This window comes from Flavobacterium sp. Root420, from assembly GCF_001427905.1.
GTDB lineage: Bacteria > Bacteroidota > Bacteroidia > Flavobacteriales > Flavobacteriaceae > Flavobacterium.
Window position 1 is genome coordinate 481,754 of record NZ_LMEF01000023.1, and the last position, 21,073, is coordinate 502,826.

Below are 21,073 nucleotides of genomic sequence, written 5' to 3' on the forward strand. Positions count from 1 at the left end.
TAATAATTAGTTTTTACAATTGTTTGCGAAAACACAAAAAAAAAATCAATCCTTATTAGTGACCTGAAAAATAAGGCCATCTTTAATTAACTGGAGTTTTAAATTATATTTTTTAACCTTGTTTTGTATTTAAAGCTCCAATTATCAAATTATCCTTTATGTAATAGGCACCGCTGAACTCCAACATGCCTAGATATTTTTTTCTAAAAGTACTACCTCCAATAACTTCTTTTTCACCTAGAATTGTCCAGGCAATTTTTAAGTTATTTTCCTCAAGATACTTTAAAAACGGCTCTTTTCTAATTAAAAAGTTAGCTGTAGAGTTGTTGTTAGCACTTGTATCAAAACAAATTAGATCATCATTCGAATTTAGAAATTCACCTTCTTTATTTGAGTACTGGAGTTTCATACCTGTAAAAATCCCTAAACCTGGCTTCATAAAAGTGATTGTTTCTTCTTTAGATTTATCAAATTCTTCTTCCCACATGTATGTTTCTACAGGTATAAATACTGAAGAAACTAATTTACCCGTTTTTCTGTCATGTACATCCCACTTATCATTAACATAATTTTCATAACAAATGTCTTTATAAGCTTGCGACCAATAATATTCTCTATTAAAAACTTCATACTTTTCTCTGTTCTCGGGCATCCATCTTCCCATAAATTCTTGATTCGCTGACCAACTTGTAAAAGTATCAAAATCCTTTTCTTCTAAAATATAAGCTCTGATTTGACACCACATCCTTTTGTGCTGTTTATCCCATTTTTCTTCGCCGATTTTTTTTTCTTCTGCCCATTCGGGATGTCCTTCTAAAACAAGCCACTCATTACCATCAGTATCATTTAAACTGATTAAATTTTCAATAACTGGCAGATTGTCGGTTTTCTTTACCCAATCTTCAAAAGAACAATCCCAATTAAATGTATCTTTATAGGTCCACCAATATTCTTTTTTTTCATCTTCTTGATAAGTTGTCGTTGCTTTTATTAAAATTGTAGGATCTATATCTCTTACGTAAGGATTCCAAGGTCCTTGGTATAGCTCTTCTTTTTCGTCATTAGCCCACCTTTCAAATTTCCTAAAATTATCAGATACTCTCGCTGCTAGTTCGTATAATGCAAGCCATTGATATTTTTTACCTATTCTTTCAATAGTGGCCGCTTTTCTTCCAATGTATTCTAGATTGTTATCATATTCACCATGTTTTTCAACATCGTAACCGTACTTATTAAAAATCCATTCAACCGCAATATTACTTAGGTCATTTGGGTTTACATCCCACGTTCTTAATGCGCTCTGAAAAGTATAACGTCCAAAATCACCATATCCACCAGTACCTCTTCCATATTCAGTTGTCATCGAACTTAAAATCGCATCCTGTGACCAATATATTTTTTTGAAATTGGGATCATCATAATCAATTTTATATAATTTGTCTAGTTCTTCATTTGACAAGACCGTTTCTGGAAAATTACTTCTATAAGGAGGTCTTACATCCACAATATCGAAAGATAAATTCATCTTTAAATAATAACTATATTCAATAACTCCTCTCGCATAATCACGCAATAAAATATGTGGATAAACTTCCTCTTTTTCCTTGAATATTGTTTGATATATATATTCACTTAAGCTAGTAAGTTTTTCTATCTGCTTAGTTCTTAAACTGCATCCATAAGCCACAGCAAAAAGTCTTTCATAAACTGATGGATCGTTAACGTTCTCAAAAAAAATCAAAACCTCAATTAATACATCAATTCTATTTTGAAGCAAATTTACTAATGCCTTTGTAGAACTATCCCTTAATTCTCTGTTTGTAGATGTATGAAACCAAGCTAACGTAATACTTGTTAATTTAATCGATTCATCGGAGATATGAAGTTTATCCTCTTGATTCCACGCCCAGTCAACAAGCCTTTTAAAAGAAGAATCATCCTCAAATTTATCTTTTAATATCGTAGTCCATGATGCATCTCGATCTGCCATGCTGAGACCAGATAAATGATTATTTAGTGAATATGCGTTATAAAAATGTTCTGGAACCGAAGTTATGGAGATAATTGTTTCCCAAAATAAATGATCAGTCTCATCGTAAGAAAACACAACTTTATTGATATACTCCGTTGAACTTTCATTTATAGTTTCATGTTTTCGCCAAAGAAGACTTTCAACAAATGAGTCCGCTATTGTGTATTCATCTTTTAAATGAGGAATTAATTCATAAAATTCTTTATTAATTTTTTCAGGTATCTGAATAGAAAAAGCATCAATTAAACCTTTATTAAAATATAAAGCATTTTCATCCTCAATATACTTATAAAAACTTCCTCCGTCTTTAAATTCAGTTTCCAAATCTAAATCTGTATTCAATAAATATTTACATGTAAGATGATCTTCAAACCTTTCATAAACCAAATAAATCCCTTCTTCATAACTATCTTTCTCAATCCAAAATAGATTCTTAGCAAAAACTCCTTCCGAAACAAGTTCATCCAAAAAAGTTCCTCTTTTACTAACAAATTTTGAAACAATTTCTTCAACAATCTCTATTGCTTTTTCGTAATTTATATACTTTAGTTCATTATCTAACTTGTAACGTATAATAGCATCTACGCATCTATCAACTAAATTAATACTGGATGAGTAATCAAACCTTTTAAAACTTGCCAATACAGCATTCACATTCTTGATGAAAAAATTAATGATTGAGCTGATTCCTTGAACACCATCTGGTATTTTATTTTGGCCAGATTTAGATATGCCTTCACAAAAAAGTTTTAGGAATAATGGATTATGAAACTCCGGATGCAAAAGAGGTATATTCGGCAGTTGGATTTTATAATTGGAAAAAAATAATTTACAGGCATCGTATGCATTATTTCTAAATCCATAAAGCTTATTCTCGATGAGTTCTAATTCTTGAATGTCTTCTTTTGGAAATATTAAGTCCTTATAAGAAGATCGAACACTTAGAACCAAACCTAAATATTCATATTTTTTTACTTCCGAAATAAAACTTTTTATGTTCTCCGGCCAAATATACTTTCCTCTTCCTTCATTTAAAGCATCAACAAAAATTACAACTCTCTTTTTTGTCTTTTTTGCTCTCTCATTAATAATAGTTAAAAATTCTTCTGAAGTTGTGTTTTTTATCTGTAGCCAGTTAAATATTTGAGTCCAAGTATTATCTTCTGTAGTAAATTGCTGCCCTAAAAGAAAAATGCTTTCGTACCCATTTTCAATTCGTTTCGTTACAATATCTCCCAGCATATGAGATTTCCCAATCCCTGCCTCACCTTCCAAAATTAAATAAGGATTATTAGCTGTTTCACATAAGCCATCTTCAATGAAATCTCTAAATTTATAAATATTACTTTCAAAATCTCTAAGATTTCTTAGTTCCGTTCCATATTTATGATAATACGAAAATTCATTTTTTTCCTTTTGTAGTTTATATTCTTCCTGACTATAATACTGTTTTAATTTATTCGCAATTTCTTCAATTGAATCCAAAATGGTTATAAAATTGCTAAATCCTATTTCTTCATTATTTTCAAAATCTATTGCAGAGTAGAGCTGATAAATTTCATCAAACTTCTGCTCTAATAATTCAACATCTTCTTTTACTTCCTCTTTCTTTTTTAATACTTTTCTTCCTTTAATTAACAGTTCATCAACGTTAGCAGATATAGTTTTTTTAAAATCAGAAGTACGTCCAAGAGCATCAAAAATTTTTGACACTTCAAGAACGAAATTAAGTTCGGGAGTATATCGTTTTCCTAGAACAAGGATTGATTTTTCGCATTGATTCTTAAACCACACTTCATCAGGAACAAAATTCAATGAAGAATTTATAGCTGTAACCTTTTCGCGAATATCATCAACTTTAACTTCAATATCATTTAATTTTTCAACAATTTCAAATATTTTGGGTTTATAGTTTTCATCAAAAAACAAAGACTTCAGTTTTTTGTCTTCTTTTATTTTGGAAGTAAACCTCTCGTAGAAAAATTCCAATTCTTCACTACTAGGAACTATAATGTTAGGGTTTTCTTGAAATCTATGAAGCAAATCATCATAATTAATAGTCTGTTTTGCAAACAAAACATATTTATTCAATTCCTCAAATATTATCTGAGATTGAAAAAAATAAAACTTAGAGTGGTCTTCTCTTTCTAAATAATGCTGGCGAAATTCTGCTATCGTTTCAAGAATAATTTCTATTAATTGATTTTTATATTTCTTTTTCGGGAAAAATAAGTTTTTAATTCTACCGTAGCCTTCTTCTTTTGTGAATTGATCAAGAAATTTTAAACTGACGTAACCTGCAATCGTAATTAAAGTAATTGGTTCCATGTATGTTAGCTTTTATCTTTATTTAAGTGTTATTATATTTCCTTTTATAAAATACTTTAACATTAAGGTTTACTAAAAAAACACCTTTTTTGAAATTAATTTTGATAATAAGCTTCTATTATATTCTCTTATTTTCATTTCATTTTCTTAAATCACATGCTAAGTTAAAATTATCTCTTAAAAACGTAAAAAAAATGATACATTTTTAAAATTAATTAAAAATTAAATAAAAAAATAGTTTAATCTACGTGAATTTTTGGAGCTTCTTTTAGTAGTACGGCATAAAAAACTCCGATCGCACGGATTTGTAATCCGTGCCCGCAAAGTATATCCTAACAGATTTAAAAAAAGAAAATCCGGTTTTTATTAATATAGCAACGGGGACAGAAAGAATTTCCGCGCTATTGTTACGCATATCCGAGCGATCGGATAATCGAGATGTGATTGTATTTGAAACAAAAATTCATTTTTATCAATAAAGATGCCTTCCTTTTCCAAATACTGGAAAATGTAATTGTAATTCTCGGTCATTGTTTAGGATTATTTTAAATTTTTTTTGAGGAATTTTTCTAAATCTTCGGGGCTAATATTGCTTGCAACTATTTTACCTTCGGGGTTAATTAAAAAATTTGATGGGGTAAAAGAAATGTATTTTTTTACAGCTTCGCTATTGTCAATACCTCTTTTTTCAATCAAATTTTTCCATTTTAGATCATGCATATTCAAGAAATTTTGCCATTGTTGCAAATCTTTATCAACGGAAACTGCTAAAATTTCAAAATTCCTGTCTTTATATAAATCATGAATCTTTTGTAATTTAGGAAATGCAGCGATACAGATACTACAATAAGTTGCCCAAAAATCTATAAGATACCATTTCCCTTTTAAATATACAGTTTTAAATACAATATTGTTTTCATCCGGCAATTCAAAATCATAAACCATATCGTTTACATTTATGTCGTTTTTAGGATATAGTTTTTTTTCTATAATATAAATAGTGCTTTCTCGTTGATTTTTTTTATCTAATTTACTATATATTTTTTTTAATTGATTTTTATCCAAGGTGCTATCCCAACACATTTCCTCTATTAAAGTACCCACATAATAATTTTTTGGGTTTTTAACTGCCATTGTGTTTAGCTTTCTGTATAACTTTTGATGTCGATCTTTAGCATATAAATTACTAGCAGCAAATCTTTCATAATCGTCCTGTATTAGAGCTGTTTTTGTACCTACAATTGAAGTTGCATGAAAAAAAACTGTCGTATCTCTGTCTTGGATTTCATCATAAAAAGCTAAGTTGATTTTAATGTTTTTATTTTCGAGAAAAAATTCTTTTTTCATTACACAAGTTTTTCCTTTCAACCAGAAAAATACATTTGTCATGTTACCTGATATATGCCCTTTGAAAGAAAATTTATTATTTTCTAGTAAACAACTATCTTTTTTATCAGCATAAGAAACGTATAAATACCCTTTGTAATTATTTTTTAAAACACCCTTTAATGTAAAATAATCTTGACTGTTCTTTTGTGCTTGAATTAGATTAATAAAAAAAAATATGATAATAATATAGGTTTGCTTTTTCATGGGTAATCTTCTTGTAATTAGAATAATTATTGAGATTTAAATAAAAACGTTTATAAAACCCGATCGCGCGGATTTGTAATCCGTGCTCTACGAAGTGTTCTTCTTTACGCGGTGCAATCCCAATTTCTAAGGAACAAAAAAATTGCGAAAAGTCAGTCCTGAAGGCTTTCGGGATTGCACAGCTTTTCATGAGAACACTCGAAGAGCTGGGGAATAAAGATGCGGGATTTTTCGGTTAAACACAAATTTTCCAAATACAAAACCATCTTTAAATTCATCCTAAAACCCCAATCTCGCCAAACGGCTGTTAACTGTAGTGCTTATTCTGGTTTAAAATTAATTCCATTTAAATTAATTCCATTTTTAGTAACAAACCCTTTGTAAGTTTTTTTGTCTAATGACTTTTTTGGCTTTCCTTTTTTATCTACTGAATAAAAAACACTACAACCTTTACAGTTATATGCATATGCAACAAACTCTAAATTGTTTTTTTCCTTTTTAACAAATCCTTTGTATTGATAGCTAGACTGCTTTTTTTTAAAATTCAAAGTGTCTTTGTCAACGATAGAAATTAAATTTTTTACCACTAATACGCTATCATCTTCGAAAGTTAATATTGTTTGAAAAGTATGCCCTGGAGAATCAAAATATACATCTTCCTCAAACCCAATAAATTTTTTCCCATCTAATACATTGCTGTTTTTATTTTGACAAGATGCAAATACTAAAATAGATAATGCTATTATTATTTGAATTGTTTTTCTCATATTGAATATTTTTCCCCCGCTCCCCGAAGTGTTCTTCTTTAAGCTGGCAATCCCGAAAGCCTTCCGGACCGACTTTGCACCATTTTAAACAAATATAAATGAAAAACAGAGACCTCATAAGTCTCTGACTTTAAAATTAATAGAATATTCCTCCTGAATGTAAAAAATCCACGACAATAATAAGAAGTAACCTTAAAAAGTCAGGAGACTTTTATCAAATTTAATTATAAATTCGTCTAAACTTTTGGGCGCTGACTAGTCCCCGAAGGCTTTCGGGATTGCGCAGCTTTTCATGAGAACACTTCGGAGAGCGGGGGAAATTAAACTAGAAAACAATTGCCAGATAAAAAACAAATATTTCAAACTACTTTAAATTAAGTGCTTTATCAATTTTATCTTGTCCAATAGTTAGTATATACTGTTGCTTTTCCTGTACCATTATATCTACTCTATGGGAAATATTGACATCTTGATGCTCCAAAGCATCCAGAATTGCCTCATCTTCAGTGTTTCTCCATTCCTTATTGAGATCTTTTTCCTTACAAACTGCTTTGAATTTACGCACTAATGTAAAGGAATCACTTTTTAAAATGTTATTTTTTGCCATGATGTTAATTAGTTAGGGTTAAAATTTATTGGGAAAACCAAACGTATACCAATGTTGTTTCTTTCAATTAATGTATAATCTACGTCGTTAGAATTAAAAATATTAGTGAAATTATAATACAGTTCAGCATTGATATTTGATTTTTCTTTCTTTTTATCAATAAATGGAAATACCACACCAAATCCGGCGTTGTACACTGGTTTTATGTTTTGGGTATATTTACTTTTTGGAAAAATATGAAATCCTATGGCACTTTTGCTAAATGGAAAATGATAAAAATCAACATCGACATTTAATTCAGTTACACCGGTTTTATAGGTTCCTGAATAAGCAAAGAATTTATCAGAGGTTTCCCTTATTTGATTTGAACTTGTTCCAATAGTACTGGTTTGGGTTACTTCCACTTTCTTTAAATCATTAAAATTACTTTTATACTTCATTGTTAAAGAGGATGTAAAGTAGGTTGTTTTGTAATTTGTTGGATTTAAATTGACATAAGAATATTGTGTTTTAAACTCATGGCTTATATAATTGTCTTTGGTGATTTGATTCTCATAAACTTCCTTTGAATCTAATAATCTAAATTCATCATTTTTAAGTTTATACGCCAAAGAAAACCAAGAGAATTGATAACCTGCTACTTTTAACTTTGAAATATCATTTTCATTTAGTTTGTCAGCTCTGATATTATTAATTTTGAGTAGTTCTTTTAATTTATTGTAATCATTATTCAGCAATTTATTCTCAGCAATTTTAGCTGTATTTTGATTCTTTTTGAAAGTTTTATTATCAACTTGGGCAGTAAGTAATTCTTTTTCATAGGCTGTGATTGGAGTATTCAACTTTTGATTGAGGGCTGTAATATCGGTATCAAGTGTTTTATTTTCCGTATTTAATTTATCGTTTTCAATTATACGTTCATTGTTATCGAAGGACTTTAAGATTTTAGCTTTGGCCGCAGCGTGGTCTTTTACGATTTTAGTGCTATCTTCCAGGTGTTTATCATAGTCACTTTGATAATAATATATTGTTCTTGGAGTCTTTTTATATAAAAAATGATACTGAACTTCTAAACTTATATTGGTATTTAACTTTGAGTTGTTAAAAATGGCATAGGTTCCATCCGATATTCCTCCCATCATTTTGCCTGTAATGATATTACCATTTTCAAGAATAAATGTAGGACTGAAAGTCACTTCAGTTTTCTCAATATCCACACCTGCATAACTACCAACGTTATTAGCGGTTTGCCCGGTAATTAGTTTTGAAAAACTGGTTTGAATTATTGCATTAAAATCTTTATTGGATAAAGTTGTGTTTGTCTTTTTTTGCAATACAATACTATCCTTATTCTTTAATGGCTTTTCTTTTACCGATTGTGAATAAATAGCAGTATTACTTAAAATAAAAAAAAATAGTAGAAGTTTTTTCATAAGATTCAAATTTTAATATTAACTAAAAAAGGTATGTCAGGTTAAAAAAATAGATCTCATTTTAATCAGAATATTTTCTTCTAAATTAAGAAAGTTTTTTCTCCTGAGATTAGGTATTTATACGTATTTTTTTACAAATGTTTTTATCTGGTCCTGTCGCATCTGTCAGTATATTAAATACAAGTATTTAAGTAATTTTAAAAGTTAAGCTGTTAATTTACAGAATGATTTAAACATAGTTATCCGGGCGATCGGGTTAAAACTTAAGATGTAGAATATTTGAAATTCTTCTTTACTTTGCTTTTATTATTACGTGCAATTTCACATCATACAGCTATAATTTATTTATATTAGCTTATTACTACGAATAGTTTTAAGTATTATATTAAATTTTAAATAATGGGTGTTTACACATATATAGAGGTTTATAAAAAAGATATGAGTTATATTAAAAGTGTAAACTCCATTTTAGGAATATTTCAAGTAGATTTTGAGGCCAAAGAAAAATTTAGAATAAGCGATAATTCAAAATCATTTTACGGAGGTATTAGGTCACTAGATAAACTCAAAAATGTTGATCTGGGATATACCTACGAAATTTATGAGGACTATCTTAACCTATTTATGTTTTATGTACTTGCTAATGGAGATTATGGTGAAAGTGCAACAGAAGTGAATGGAAAAATCGAAAGTTTGTTGTTTGATCCTTCTCGAGTGATTAAAGGAATCGATACTTTATTGCAGATAATAAAATATTTCGAGCAAGAGGATTTAGATGAATTGCAAAAATATGGTGAAATAGAAAATTTAAATGAATTACGTGATATACTAAAGATGGCTGCCGAAGAAGATAGTTTGATTGGCTGTAAAACTGCGTAAATTATAATTTTTGATGACGTCTATCTTATTTCAACAACATTCTTTCCGTAATTGTTTTATTTGAGGAAGTTTCAATTCCGGTAACTTCGGCATACTTTACATTTGGTAACCAAAAAGAACCTCCTTCAATGCGCACAAATATTTTTTCTACCTGTATTTTTTTCTGATTTACATTTACGAAAACATAATTTTAAAGGATTTCATTTATATTAGCATTAAAATTATTAGCTGTCTGATATCCTTTATGATGCACGAAATTTTAGAAATTAAAGAATTAAATACTGATGATATAAAATTTCTTAAGAGAGAATTGAAAAAAACATATCTGTTTTTATTTTTTTTATCACTTTTTTCTATTGTACTGCCAATTTATATTATTTACCTAATTACTAACAAGCCAGATAACAATGATAAAGGATTTGCATTCCTGATGGTGTTAGTAATTTTTGGCTTTTGGACTTATACTGCCATCAAAGCAATGATAAAAACCAGAGAAGAAAAACAGGGATTGTTATTGCAAAAAAAGATAGAAGGAAATGTGAAAGTCGTAGAAAAAGAGATTGTAACCAATGAAGGCTATGAATCGGACACGCTCTCTTATGAAATAGCAATTTATTCGCAGATTGAAGAGAAATATAGGAACATTTCAATTAAAAAAAAGGAATATGATAAAATTGAGATTGGAGATTTTATAAGCATCACGTACTTTACAGACAATACTTCTATAAAAACATTAATTTTTAAGGAACAACATTTAAAGTACAAGTCTTTTACCAGCACTAGAATCTCTGGCAGATAAGAAAACATTATCCAAATATATAGGATACCCTATTTCAATAACATTCTTTCCGTAATTGTTTTATTGGAAGAAGCATCAATTCCGGTAACTTCGGCATACTTTACATTGGGTAACCAAAAAGAACCTCCTTCAATACGTACAAATATTTTTTCTACCTGTATTTTTTTCTGATTTATATTTACGAAAACATGATATTTTTGATCTGAATCTATCTTTTTCAAGGTTAAGGGTAACTTTTTATACGATACAAATTGAAGCTCAAACTCCTCATTATTTAAGGATTTACTTTCTATTCCGTAGGCAAATTTGCGTTGTATATAATTAAAATCTTCTTTTTCTCCTTTCTCAGCATACCGAATCCAATACGCTTTTATGGGATTACTTTTGTTTATTTTTCCATTTTCCTGATAGTTTATGGCATAAATAGCAGTGTTTGTATTGGGGTCCCGCTGAATGTAAAACAGCATATTATCTACGTTTTTAGGCGTTGGAAAATGTAATGGCGATGGATTTTTGGATTGTGCCAATAGATCTTGAGAAACTATATTTAATAAGATCGTTATAACGATTAGTGCTTTTGTAAAATAGTTAAAGGGTAATTTATTCATAACGAAATTTTTATATAAACCGTTTATTTAAACACATAGAAACATAGATTTAGGACGATTAAAAAAGGCGTTTCACTTGTTTAAAAAAACATAGTTGGCTATGTGTTAGAAACTAAGTTTCTTTTTGTTTTCTTTTTTTACATAAAAAATCTATGTTTCTATGTGTTGAATTACTTTTTTTTAAACTACACGAATTAATTTGATTCCATTACCTTCTGTTTTTCGTTTGCCCTAAAAACCCAATATTTAATCAGTGGATAATTAAATCCATAAGAAACAAAACTATCCGTGATTAATCTTCCGATTCTGTAATCGATTTGAAATACTTTTTGCAAAATAAGCGTACCAAATGATTTTAAGGAAATGCTTCCCAAGACAACTAACGCAAATTTAAAAAGCTGACTATTGATGTGGCTGCTATAACCAGATTGATTTTTGAATACCCAAAATCTATTGATGCTGAAATTGATAACGGCACCAACGGTTCCGGAGATTAAAATAGAAAAGGTAAAATGCAGTTTAAATACTTCTGTTAATAAAATCATTAATCCATAATCGGTAATGCCGCCTAAAAATGCCGCAACTTGTGCTTGTAGAAAGATCAAAATGGATTTTTTCCTGAACATATCAATCTGGGTTTTTATCTTTTAAATCGCCCAACTTTAAAAGCTTTAGGGTATCTATGATGTTGATTACAAGTAATATCATAGTGATTAAGCCAGCCAAATAGGTAATTGATCCCTGAAATAAAATTTCTGCAATTAAAATGAAAGCAATAATAAATCGAAGTTCTGTTGGGCCAACAAAGCCGGAATCTATACTGTATTCATTTGTAATTTTGTAGCGTAACTGGCTGATGATGATAGACCAGCCATACAATGCAACAAAAGCAAAGGCTACTATTTGTGTGCCATTTTCAGCATAAATGTAGAAGCCAAAGCCTATAAGTACAATACCAATCCAATCGGCAATAATATCGAGTGCAAAACCATACCAACGGCGTGGAATATTTCTATAATAAGCCAGTCTTCCGTCTAAAGAATCGCCTAACCAATTTATAGCCAAACCAATAATACCCAAAAGCAAATACCAATTTGCTACATAAGTACCTAAAACAAAAGCTAAAAAAAGTAATCCCGAACCCAATGTCCCCATTAAAGTGAGTACGTTTGGCGAAATGAACTTAGGCACCTTTGGAAGCAAAAATACAATTGTTAACTGTTCTGCTTTTTTTAAAATATTAGTTCGCTTACGGTCTGAAAATGTTCTTTGCGCAATTGTATTAAAACCTTCAATCTGTGTTTCTTTTCCCATTAATAAAACAATATTACTAAGCCTGAGAGTAAGCCAATTCTAGTTTTATAATTTTTAACTTTATTTTTCTTTGCGTATTTTTAAAGAAATCGGTGGTTCTTTTTAGCTTACCTGATCTAACCAGATAACTAAATGCGAGGACAATCAGCATAATTATTTAACAATACCTGCAAAACGTTGATAAAAAACCGTCGGGCTGTTCTCATCTTTAGGAGCATATTTTCCGGCTATAATGGGAACATAAATAACTCTTCTCCTACTGTCTTCGCCACGGATAGATGATTCTGCAACCCTGTGCCACAAACGGCCATCGTGAATGGTTAAATCTCCGGCTTCCGGATTGATAGCAACCTCCTGTGGATCTGGTTTATTATCTAAAAAGTACTTTTTACGAAAAAGCATTTGATAAATACTTTGCTTGTGCGTACCCGGAATGATTTTAAGACCGCCGTTTTCGGGTTTTAAAGTACTTAAGTGGATACCCACATTTAGCATAGGGTTTAATTTTCCTCCATAAAAAATGTCTCTCAAACCATCTGTATGCCAGCCCATTTTAGTAAACTTACTTTCTGGGCCATTGATATAATGATTAAAAACCATTCCGTCTTTTTCTTCAGTACCTAATCTTGCACCCTCGCCTGCCAATGGTAATAAACTATTAAATCTCGGATCAAGCAAAAGGCCGCTTAAGGTTTGATGATGTTGATTGATAAAAGCAAAACGTTGTACAATAGGAGAACCATCTAAATCTTTTCCATATTTAATTGGAACACCATTTACTTTTTGAAGGTCATTGTCAATCCATTTTTGCTCCACTTGTTTTGACGCATCAATGATGGATGAAACCGTTTCCGGATTTATAAATTTTTTGAAATGGATAAAGCCATGTTCGTTAAAAAAGTCAATTTGCTCAGCAGTTAATTGCTCAGTAAGCATAAAGGTTTTATAAGAAGATACCATGATAAATATATTTAATAAATGAAAAAATAGTGTTTGTAATTTTATCTAAGTGATTTGCAACAGCAACAACAGCAACACATTCGCATATTGTTGGCGTGCATTCGATCTTTAGTAAAATTAAACATATTTCTTTTATTAGACATGCTCTATAGAATTAGTAGATATTTAAGCAAATGTAATATAATTTCTCTTTTGCAAAGATTTTTTTTTATTTTTTTTTGAAAAAATTAAATTTTATAGACCCCAGCTGCCGTTTTTTCGATAAATGCCTTTGGCAGTATACGGGTCGCATAAACCGAAATGATATTTGTAAAACCCGGAATAACTTCTGATTTTTTGCTGAACATGGCTTTTAATGCCATTTTTGCAACTTCATCAGGCTGCATATTAAACTTTTCAGCCATTTTGCTAAAAGGGTTTAAACCAGCTCTCGCAGCAAAACCAGTATCAACCGGGCCCGGACTAAAACAGGTTACTGAAATTGAAGTTTGGGCAAGTTCGAAACGCAAGGCACGGGTAAACGATAAAACAAAAGCCTTTGTAGCGGAATAAACAGCCAGCGTAGGCACAGCCTGGTAGGCAGCTGTACTTGATATATTTAAAATGTACGCTTGTTTTTCTTGTGAAAGTATAGGTATTAATAAATGCGAAAGTTCTACCACTACATTCATGTTAAGCTGCATCATGCCAAGCTGATCGGTTAAAGAAGACTGACTAAAATCGCCCCACACTCCATAACCGGCATTGTTGACTAAAATGCCAACGGGATAGTTATTCCTTTTTATCCAATCGGTTACTTTTAGCGATGCACCATTTGAAGAAAGATCAATCGATAAAAAAGGAGCATCAATACCGAATTTAACCTGTAGATCATCAGATAATGCTTTTAATTCCGCTTCACTTCTTGCAACAAGCAATAGCGGATAACCCTGTTTAGCCAATTCATAAGCAATAGCTTTTCCAATGCCTTTGCTGGCGCCGGTTATTAAGGCATACGGTTTAGTTTTTTCGCTCATTTTATTAATTTAATCATCCAAATATAAAGATTAATTGTAAACCGTTGGGTGTGCAACCTGCATAATGGTTACCCTCTCCCTCCCTATCCTCTGGGAATTATTGTACTCCGCATCCTTTAAGCAGGCAGGTTGTTCGCCTAAGGTGATTATCCAACTCTAATTATTTATTTTATATATCCTATCAATCCCCAGCAGGACATCCAAACCAAATTCATAAAGCCAATGAAAGACAGAAAAAGTAAAAATGAGTTCGTTAAATGCAATCACTTATTATCCTTCGCAGTAATCTGAGAGAAATAGAGCAAATAATAATCACGATTTATCCCCTTAAATAAATTTCTTAGCCTTTTGTTAAAACTTGCCAAAATAATACTTAAATTGCTTATATAGAAACAAATAAATGAAAACTATTATTTTATTCATCCTGCTTTTCTTAACCGCTTTACCTGTCAGTGCACAGAAAGATGAGTTGCGCCTCCCACAGGCAAATATTGATTCTATGTCTTATGTGAAGCCGTCCAACGTAAGTATTGAACATTCAGATTATGCTCTGGTTGCCGGTGGTAGCAAGGGAATTGGTTATGGCATTGCCGAGGCTCTGGCAAAAAGGAAATTTAACTTAATCCTGATTGCTCGCCATCAGGATGCGCTAGATAAGGCAAAAGAAAGATTAGAAAAGGATTACCAAGTTCATGTTGAATTATTAAAACTAGATTTAGAGCATGAATCAACTGCCGATTCAATCGCCAGATGGTGTACAAGCAAAAATATCCGCTTAAAAATGCTTTGCAATGTGGCCGGGTTGGGAGGGCCGAAGGATTATTTATCCCTACCTCTTGATTCATTGCGGTATATGGTGCGTCTAAATGTGGAGTCGTGCATGGCCTTGACTCTTACCTTGTTGCCACTTCTAGAGAAAAATAAACCGTCTTATATACTGAATGTTGCAAGTATGGCCGGACTTGCTCCTATTCCTACCAAAAACATGTATTCTGCAACTAAATCAGCGGTCATCTTTTTCAGTTACGCTTTGCGTCAACAATTAAGAAAAAAAGATATTAGTGTGAGTTGTCTGAGTCCTGGTCCAGTGTTTACCAAACCAGAGATTGTTCAATATACAAAGGAACAACTTGGCTGGTTTGGTATGAAGATGGCCGTGCCGCCGGAAAGAGTTGGTGAAATTGCAGTTCGTGGTACGCTGCGGGGAAAAATGATGATCATTCCCGGAACTCTTGCGAAGATCAGTTCATTTTTTATTCGAATACTTCCACGGAGGTGGGTTGTATCCTTATATGGAACAGCTAACGATTAAATACCATCTCTGAGAAAATTTTCCTAATCGAGGATGATCTGCGCGAGGAATCGAAACTGACTACCGCATAGCGCGAACAGCGAAGCCCTTGTCCTTACTATATTCAGGTAAGGGACGCGCCGCATAATAGTTTAAGTGATTTCGTTCTTTATTATTTCAATACTACATCTACAGCTTAAACAAGCGTGGAATGACAACCCGACTTTGCTTTGCCCAAGCCTTTCCTTATCATAGCCAATTAAAAAGTTGGAAGTAATTACTCCAACAATTTCCTTAACAAATCAACAACAACCGATATTCCCCTTCATTTTCTATTGGTGCTCTATGAATACAAGGCAGCACTTGTTGTTTTGGATGATCGACGGCCAGTCGCCAAAGATGCCCTACTCCTAAATTTGTAGGCTGCACATCTGCATGTGCCTGATAATGCAAATCAAAATAATTCTCTTTCAAAAAATTTTCGAATTCTTCCTCTGGTCCATCATACAGCTCTTCCAGCTTTGTTCGGATTTCCGGAATCAGAATTTTTTGGGCTGCCTGTGAATTAGAAATAATATCACTTGCCGCGCCGTGATAGGTACATAAAAAAGTATCTATTGCAATGGGCGAACGATCAACATGAAACGAATACACATCAGTCGATATGAAATCAAATTCATCATCACGTTCATAACACTTCAGTAAATTAAGAGAAGGCGAAGCTCCAAAATCAGCTAATAATTGTAAATCATTTAAGATTATTTCTCTTGCTATATTCCCCTTTTCTGATAGTTGGAGTGCGATTAGATCTTCAGGATAAACTTCCGTTATATTTTCTTTTAAGGATAACTGGGCTACAATATCGTTAAAATCGCCATCCAAATTTCTGTACCAGCATAGCGCATTCACTTCTCCCTTGAAATCGGTATGTATAAGTTCAGGGAAAGTAGCTACCATTCCAATTTGGCTGCTGTCAAAAAATGTATTGCTCATAGTATAAGAGTAAGAAGCTAGTTACTTCATACATTACAAAATTATGTAATAGTAGTCAGTTGCGGCATTTTTATTGCTATAAACTTTTGGACTTATACCTTTTTTCACCCCAAAAAGTTAAGGCTGTTTATTTTACTTTAAGTAAAAATTATCTAATCATATTTTATTTGCAAAATCATTTTAAAACTAAATATTTTTTTCACATCAATCCCCAACAGGACATCCAAACCAAATTGTTGAAGCTATTCAAAGACAGGGGGGCTACATATAGTACACCAATATCTTCAAATCTTTCATAAATTTTTTAGAAATTTGTCCCGTAGAGGTCACAAAACTAAAATCCCATTCCTAACGAAATGGGATTTTTTTTGTGTCTTTTTTTACTATTTTAAGACAATATCTAACGCCAGCCCAATTCTGGGGCAATATATTTTAGTATAGCCGACAGTATATGTACATTGTAGTCAACGCCCAATGTGTTGGGTATAGTCAGCAGCAGTGTATCGGCTTCCTGAATAGCTTCATCCTGGGCCAACTCTGAGATGAGTTTATCTGGTTCAGCTGCATAACTCTTTCCGAAAATTGCCCGTTTATCACTTTCTATATTACCAAAACTATCTGACCCTTTGCCCTGATTTCCAAAATAGTATCTGTCCTGATCATTAACCAGTGCAAAAATTGAACGGCTTACTGAAACCCGTGGTTCGCGCTGATGACCTGCTTTTTTCCATGCTTCTTTATACAACCTGATCTGTTCCGCCTGTTGAATATGGAAAGGTTTGCCATTTTCGTCATACTTCAAAGTAGAACTTTGCAAGTACATCCCGTTTTCGGCCGCCCAAACAGCAGTAGCATTAGAGGCAGCTCCCCACCAGATCCTGTCTCTCAAACCTTCTGAATGTGGTTCCAGACGCAATAAGCCTGGTGGATTTGGGAACATGGGATATGGGTTTGGCTCCGCAAATCCCACACCGTTAAGCCTATCCAAAAATTCCAAAGCTTTTCTGCGTCCCATATCGGCATCTGTTTCACCCTCCGTAGGTTCATAACCAAAAGAGCGCCAGCCGTCAATGACCTGTTCCGGTGATCCTCTGCTGATTCCTAATTGTAAACGTCCCCCTGAAATTAAGTCCGCAGCACCGGCATCTTCTACCATATACAGTGGGTTCTCATACCGCATATCGATCACTCCTGTCCCAATCTCTATTCGGCTCGTTTTAGCACCGATAGCTGAAAGTAAAGGAAAAGGCGATGCCAACTGCGTTGCAAAATGATGGACTCGGAAATAAGCACCATCCAAACCTATTTCCTCTGCAGCAACGGCCAAATCAATGGACTGAAGCAGTGTATCGGATGCTGTGCGAGTTTGATAGGAAGGATGATTGGCCCAATGCCCAAACGATAAAAATCCTATTTTCTTCATAGATAGCATTATTATTATTTACAATTCCAAATATACGCATCATTATCGAGCGAGTCTATAACCTTTGTGTAGAAAGTATTTATCATTTGCCATGAAGGCTTCTTAGTTTTATGTCGATCACCGACGAAGCTTAATTTTCTTGACGAATGAAAGAGCCTCCAAATTAGTGTTGAGTTCTGAGGAATAAAATCTAAAGCCTCATATTTATATTAGCCATTTTAAACTAGAGAGACAAAAAGAAAAATGCGGAATGACATAAAAAATTCTGTTATATAAAATATTCTTATTTAGTTAGCTGACTAACTAAATTTCATTATCTTTGTTGGTATGAAATCAAAAAAAGGACAAAATTCAATCAGTAATTTACTTGTACAAATCTGTAAACTGCGAAGAAACAAAAGCAATATTTTATTGTCAGATGCAGGTATTCATGGCGGACAGGATATTCTTCTTTATTATTTAAGTATTGAAGATGGTCAGACTGTTTCGGCACTTGTAGAAAAAATGTGCATTCAACATGCCACAATTTCAACTATGATAGATCGTATGCAGGCAAGTGGTATGATAAAAAAAGTAAAAGATAATATTGATAAGCGAACTTCAAGAGTATTTATTACAGAACAAGGTCAGCAAGCATACAAGCAAATTGCCGAAATATGGAAGATAATGGAAACCACAGTAATTAAAGGATTAGACACAAATCAACAAAAGACTTTAAATGGGCTTTTGCAAATTGTTCTTAAGAATTTGAGTTAACTTTTTTTTGACTAAATAGTTAGTCGACTAAACAATATAAACTATTAAATAAAAATAAAATGGAAACTAAAAATAAAATTACCGTATTTGGTGCAACGGGCAAAATTGGTAAAGAATTATTGGCTTTTCTTTCAAAAGCAAATATTCCAACCATTGCTGTAACAAGAGACAAAAGCAAGATTAAAGTTCTTCCAAATATAGAATGGATGGAAGCAGATATGAATAATCCAGAAACACTCACCCAGACAATGATTGATAGCAAAGCTGTATTTCTGGCAACAAATGTTAATCAAAAATTTGTGCAAGAACAAAATAATGCAATTGAAGTTGCAAAGAAGTGTAATGTAAAACATATTGTAAAAGTGTCATCACCCGGAGCTGACAAAGATTCTCAAAACTTTATCGCAAAGCCTAATGGCGAAGTAGAAGACCTTCTGAAATTGTCTGGTATTGGTTTTACAATCATTCAACCGAACTCTTTTATGCAAAATTGGTTTGGTCATTTTTCAGAAACTATTCAAAAAGAAAGGAAAATATTTGAAGCAACAGGTGATGGGAAAAAGCCATTTATTGACACTAGAGATATTGCCGAAGTTGCTTATACACTTTTAACAAATCCAATTGAACATCTAAACAAAACCTATTTACTAACCGGTGGTGTTGCAATAAGCTATGGTAAGGTTGCAGAAGCCATCAGTAAAGTAATCGGAGAAAAAGTTGACTATATACAAATGACAAGCGAGGAAGCCAGACAACGAATGACAGAAAAAGGAATGCCGACAATGATGATTCAAACTTTTCTTGCCATTGCGGAAGGACAACGCAATGGAAAAGCAGATTTTGTAAATACTGTTGTGGAAGAAATACTGAATAAAAAACCTATAACAGTCGAACAATTTGCGCTGGACTATAAACAAATGTTTAAGTAAAATACGAACCACAAATACAAATTCCTCCTAGCAATGTTTTTATGGGTTTACTGGAAGTTATTCCAGCTTTAATACCAACGTGTTAAGATTTTTATTTAATTAAAAAGCTTTTTCCAAAGTATTGGAAAAAGCTTTAAGAATAGTGGAAGGAATTAGTTTTATGGACAATGATTGGCATCAATAAATGTACCTATTCTGCCTCCGGCTGCAATGACCTGACTTTTAGTAATACCATTAGATGTAGCAGGGAGATTAAAATAAGTGTAAGGATGTTTTCCGGTGGTTGTGACAAGCGTTGTAAAGATATTTATACCTGTAAAATAGGCTTCTATAATTGCAGCATCTGCAGCAACTTCACTTTCAACACCACTTAAACGTACTGCTCCAAGTTGGAAGAAACCATTCATCGTCTGATCTCCGCCAGGACCCCGATCAATAAACCATGCATTATTACCCTGTGCTTGTGTATAAGTTACTCCTCCAATAGTAAGACCGTTTACCCAAAACTGGCTTGCCCCATTATTTACTGCTCCATTAGCAAAGAAAAATCCTTGTGAGAATGAACAGTATGCTTCATTAGGGCATCCAGGTCCTGAAATAGTTCCCTGATTACATGAAGTACCTGCCTTAATCCATGCGATGGTAGTTTCATCAATACTGTAACCCTTATCAAATTTCAAAACCAATACCCAGGAAGTTGCAGCCTGAAGATCATCAAACTTAACAAAATTAGTTGTAATAGATTGTGGGTCGCAAGTTGTACCTGATCCTTCTGTCGGTGTTAAATTGGCTGGGCTTCCATTTACAGTTGCCCAAATAATATCTCCAAAAGTTGCACTTTGATCGCCACAGTTATTTAGGTCGATGATAAAATGGCTTAAATCCTTTGCATTTGCTTTAACGCGTGTTATTGTATACGTCCAAACTGTTCCATCTGGACTAACAGTAACAGAAATGTTATAATCGCCCCACTGGCTTGTAGAAGCAGGAGATTTGGCACTAGATGCAGAAGACATCGAAGCATCCGGATTCACAGTTATAAGCTCATCGCTGCAACCAAATGTGGAAAAAACCACAATCGCTACTAGTAAAATTACTTTTTTCATTTTGATATATATTTAATTGAATTAATTAAAAAATACCATAAAAATTGTAGAAGAGTAAATAGCAAAAATGGGGTTTCAATCCAAAGCTATAGTGTAATTTCTACTAAAAAAAACAAACCCGTTTAAGTGACAATTAATTCGTTAAAATACTGTAATTATGATCATTAGCATTATTTTTTTATGAGACTTCTTTTAGGTGCTAATAAAATAAAGAGAATTAAATTTCCATTTTTAACTAA

At 32.4% G+C, this 21,073-nt stretch carries 18 protein-coding genes and 1 pseudogene; 5 read left to right on the forward strand and 14 right to left on the reverse strand.

What is annotated here, in order from left to right; genetic code table 11:
• Positions 1-112: 112 nt before the first annotated feature.
• The 5 genes from avs2 to ASC72_RS14150 all read right to left on the reverse strand — a co-directional run bounded on the left by avs2 (position 113) and on the right by ASC72_RS14150 (position 8,760).
• The gene (avs2, locus tag ASC72_RS14125; RefSeq protein WP_056191773.1) at positions 113-4,360 is read right to left on the reverse strand and encodes an AVAST type 2 anti-phage system protein Avs2; all 4,248 of its coding nucleotides are present in this window, start codon (positions 4,358-4,360) and stop codon (positions 113-115) included.
• Between the two features lie 540 nt (positions 4,361-4,900).
• Complete coding sequence (locus ASC72_RS14130) at positions 4,901-5,953, reverse strand: TlpA disulfide reductase family protein (protein WP_056191775.1); 1,053 nt, start codon at positions 5,951-5,953, stop codon at positions 4,901-4,903.
• A 320-nt stretch (positions 5,954-6,273) separates the two neighbouring features.
• A complete protein-coding gene (locus ASC72_RS14140) occupies positions 6,274-6,720 on the reverse strand; it encodes a hypothetical protein (RefSeq protein WP_056191779.1) in 447 nt (148 codons plus the stop codon).
• Positions 6,721-7,084: 364 nt separating this feature from the next.
• Entirely contained in the window at positions 7,085-7,327 is a 243-nt protein-coding gene (locus ASC72_RS14145; protein ID WP_056191781.1) for a hypothetical protein, read from the reverse strand.
• A gap of 8 nt (positions 7,328-7,335) precedes the next feature.
• Positions 7,336-8,760, reverse strand: coding sequence for a hypothetical protein (locus ASC72_RS14150; RefSeq protein WP_056191783.1), 1,425 nt, complete (start codon positions 8,758-8,760; stop codon positions 7,336-7,338).
• A gap of 399 nt (positions 8,761-9,159) precedes the next feature.
• Between ASC72_RS14150 and ASC72_RS14155 the strand changes: the two genes are divergently transcribed.
• Positions 9,160-9,639 (forward strand): hypothetical protein, encoded by a 480-nt coding sequence (locus tag ASC72_RS14155; RefSeq protein WP_056191785.1) that lies wholly within the window; start codon positions 9,160-9,162, stop codon positions 9,637-9,639.
• Positions 9,640-9,664: 25 nt separating this feature from the next.
• On the opposite strand, the pseudogene ASC72_RS23675 reads toward ASC72_RS14155, so the two are convergent.
• Positions 9,665-9,811: pseudogene (locus ASC72_RS23675) on the reverse strand (DUF4833 domain-containing protein); the annotation flags it as partial.
• A 72-nt stretch (positions 9,812-9,883) separates the two neighbouring features.
• Between ASC72_RS23675 and ASC72_RS14160 the strand changes: the two are divergent.
• Complete coding sequence (locus ASC72_RS14160; protein WP_056191788.1) at positions 9,884-10,438, forward strand: hypothetical protein; 555 nt, start codon at positions 9,884-9,886, stop codon at positions 10,436-10,438.
• A gap of 29 nt (positions 10,439-10,467) precedes the next feature.
• Here ASC72_RS14160 and ASC72_RS14165 read toward each other — a convergent pair whose 3' ends face one another.
• From ASC72_RS14165 to ASC72_RS14185, 5 genes are all read right to left on the reverse strand, one after another.
• A complete protein-coding gene (locus ASC72_RS14165; protein ID WP_056191790.1) occupies positions 10,468-11,046 on the reverse strand; it encodes a DUF4833 domain-containing protein in 579 nt (192 codons plus the stop codon).
• Positions 11,047-11,240: 194 nt separating this feature from the next.
• Positions 11,241-11,672 carry a GtrA family protein gene (locus ASC72_RS14170; RefSeq protein ID WP_056191792.1) on the reverse strand — a complete coding sequence of 144 codons (432 nt, stop codon included), beginning with the start codon at positions 11,670-11,672 and terminating at the stop codon, positions 11,241-11,243.
• A gap of 1 nt (position 11,673) precedes the next feature.
• Positions 11,674-12,360, reverse strand: a complete 687-nt coding sequence (locus ASC72_RS14175; RefSeq protein WP_056191794.1) for a CDP-alcohol phosphatidyltransferase family protein — start codon at positions 12,358-12,360, stop codon at positions 11,674-11,676.
• 153 nt (positions 12,361-12,513) lie between these two features.
• Complete coding sequence (locus ASC72_RS14180; RefSeq protein ID WP_056191797.1) at positions 12,514-13,320, reverse strand: phytanoyl-CoA dioxygenase family protein; 807 nt, start codon at positions 13,318-13,320, stop codon at positions 12,514-12,516.
• 227 nt (positions 13,321-13,547) lie between these two features.
• Entirely contained in the window at positions 13,548-14,336 is a 789-nt protein-coding gene (locus tag ASC72_RS14185; protein ID WP_056191799.1) for an SDR family oxidoreductase, read from the reverse strand.
• A 400-nt stretch (positions 14,337-14,736) separates the two neighbouring features.
• On the opposite strand from ASC72_RS14185, the gene ASC72_RS14190 reads away from it, so the two are divergent.
• Positions 14,737-15,648 carry an SDR family oxidoreductase gene (locus tag ASC72_RS14190; RefSeq protein ID WP_056191801.1) on the forward strand — a complete coding sequence of 304 codons (912 nt, stop codon included), beginning with the start codon at positions 14,737-14,739 and terminating at the stop codon, positions 15,646-15,648.
• A gap of 273 nt (positions 15,649-15,921) precedes the next feature.
• Here the strand turns inward: ASC72_RS14190 and ASC72_RS14195 are convergent, their stop codons facing one another.
• Positions 15,922-16,620, reverse strand: a complete 699-nt coding sequence (locus ASC72_RS14195; protein ID WP_056191803.1) for a hypothetical protein — start codon at positions 16,618-16,620, stop codon at positions 15,922-15,924.
• A 400-nt stretch (positions 16,621-17,020) separates the two neighbouring features.
• Positions 17,021-18,043: an LLM class flavin-dependent oxidoreductase gene (locus tag ASC72_RS14200; protein ID WP_056191805.1), complete on the reverse strand. Its 1,023-nt coding sequence runs from the start codon at positions 18,041-18,043 to the stop codon at positions 17,021-17,023.
• A 327-nt stretch (positions 18,044-18,370) separates the two neighbouring features.
• Here ASC72_RS14200 and ASC72_RS14205 point away from each other — a divergent pair, with 327 nt between their 5' ends.
• Positions 18,371-18,799, forward strand: coding sequence for a MarR family winged helix-turn-helix transcriptional regulator (locus ASC72_RS14205; RefSeq protein WP_056191808.1), 429 nt, complete (start codon positions 18,371-18,373; stop codon positions 18,797-18,799).
• 59 nt (positions 18,800-18,858) lie between these two features.
• Entirely contained in the window at positions 18,859-19,728 is an 870-nt protein-coding gene (locus ASC72_RS14210) for an SDR family oxidoreductase (protein WP_056191811.1), read from the forward strand.
• Positions 19,729-19,886: 158 nt separating this feature from the next.
• On the opposite strand, the gene ASC72_RS14215 is transcribed toward ASC72_RS14210, so the two are convergent.
• The gene (locus ASC72_RS14215) at positions 19,887-20,834 is read right to left on the reverse strand and encodes a hypothetical protein (RefSeq protein WP_056191813.1); all 948 of its coding nucleotides are present in this window, start codon (positions 20,832-20,834) and stop codon (positions 19,887-19,889) included.
• Positions 20,835-21,073 lie beyond the last annotated feature (239 nt).

Excerpts from the sequence above, each read along its gene's own strand:
- avs2 (WP_056191773.1), bottom strand. The coding sequence starts at position 4,360 with ATGGAACCAATTACTTTAATTACGATTGCAGGTTACGTCAGTTTAAAA.
- ASC72_RS14170 (WP_056191792.1), bottom strand. The coding sequence starts at position 11,672 with ATGTTCAGGAAAAAATCCATTTTGATCTTTCTACAAGCACAAGTTGCG.
- ASC72_RS14210 (WP_056191811.1), top strand. The coding sequence starts at position 18,859 with ATGGAAACTAAAAATAAAATTACCGTATTTGGTGCAACGGGCAAAATT.
- ASC72_RS14215 (WP_056191813.1), bottom strand. The coding sequence starts at position 20,834 with ATGAAAAAAGTAATTTTACTAGTAGCGATTGTGGTTTTTTCCACATTT.
- ASC72_RS14140 (WP_056191779.1), bottom strand. The coding sequence starts at position 6,720 with ATGAGAAAAACAATTCAAATAATAATAGCATTATCTATTTTAGTATTT.
- ASC72_RS14150 (WP_056191783.1), bottom strand. The coding sequence starts at position 8,760 with ATGAAAAAACTTCTACTATTTTTTTTTATTTTAAGTAATACTGCTATT.
- ASC72_RS14190 (WP_056191801.1), top strand. The coding sequence starts at position 14,737 with ATGAAAACTATTATTTTATTCATCCTGCTTTTCTTAACCGCTTTACCT.
- ASC72_RS14130 (WP_056191775.1), bottom strand. The coding sequence starts at position 5,953 with ATGAAAAAGCAAACCTATATTATTATCATATTTTTTTTTATTAATCTA.
- ASC72_RS14145 (WP_056191781.1), bottom strand. The coding sequence starts at position 7,327 with ATGGCAAAAAATAACATTTTAAAAAGTGATTCCTTTACATTAGTGCGT.
- ASC72_RS14205 (WP_056191808.1), top strand. The coding sequence starts at position 18,371 with ATGAAATCAAAAAAAGGACAAAATTCAATCAGTAATTTACTTGTACAA.
- ASC72_RS14200 (WP_056191805.1), bottom strand. The coding sequence starts at position 18,043 with ATGAAGAAAATAGGATTTTTATCGTTTGGGCATTGGGCCAATCATCCT.
- ASC72_RS14160 (WP_056191788.1), top strand. The coding sequence starts at position 9,884 with ATGATGCACGAAATTTTAGAAATTAAAGAATTAAATACTGATGATATA.
- ASC72_RS14195 (WP_056191803.1), bottom strand. The coding sequence starts at position 16,620 with ATGAGCAATACATTTTTTGACAGCAGCCAAATTGGAATGGTAGCTACT.
- ASC72_RS14165 (WP_056191790.1), bottom strand. The coding sequence starts at position 11,046 with ATGAATAAATTACCCTTTAACTATTTTACAAAAGCACTAATCGTTATA.
- ASC72_RS14155 (WP_056191785.1), top strand. The coding sequence starts at position 9,160 with ATGGGTGTTTACACATATATAGAGGTTTATAAAAAAGATATGAGTTAT.
- ASC72_RS14175 (WP_056191794.1), bottom strand. The coding sequence starts at position 12,360 with ATGGGAAAAGAAACACAGATTGAAGGTTTTAATACAATTGCGCAAAGA.
- ASC72_RS14180 (WP_056191797.1), bottom strand. The coding sequence starts at position 13,320 with ATGGTATCTTCTTATAAAACCTTTATGCTTACTGAGCAATTAACTGCT.
- ASC72_RS14185 (WP_056191799.1), bottom strand. The coding sequence starts at position 14,336 with ATGAGCGAAAAAACTAAACCGTATGCCTTAATAACCGGCGCCAGCAAA.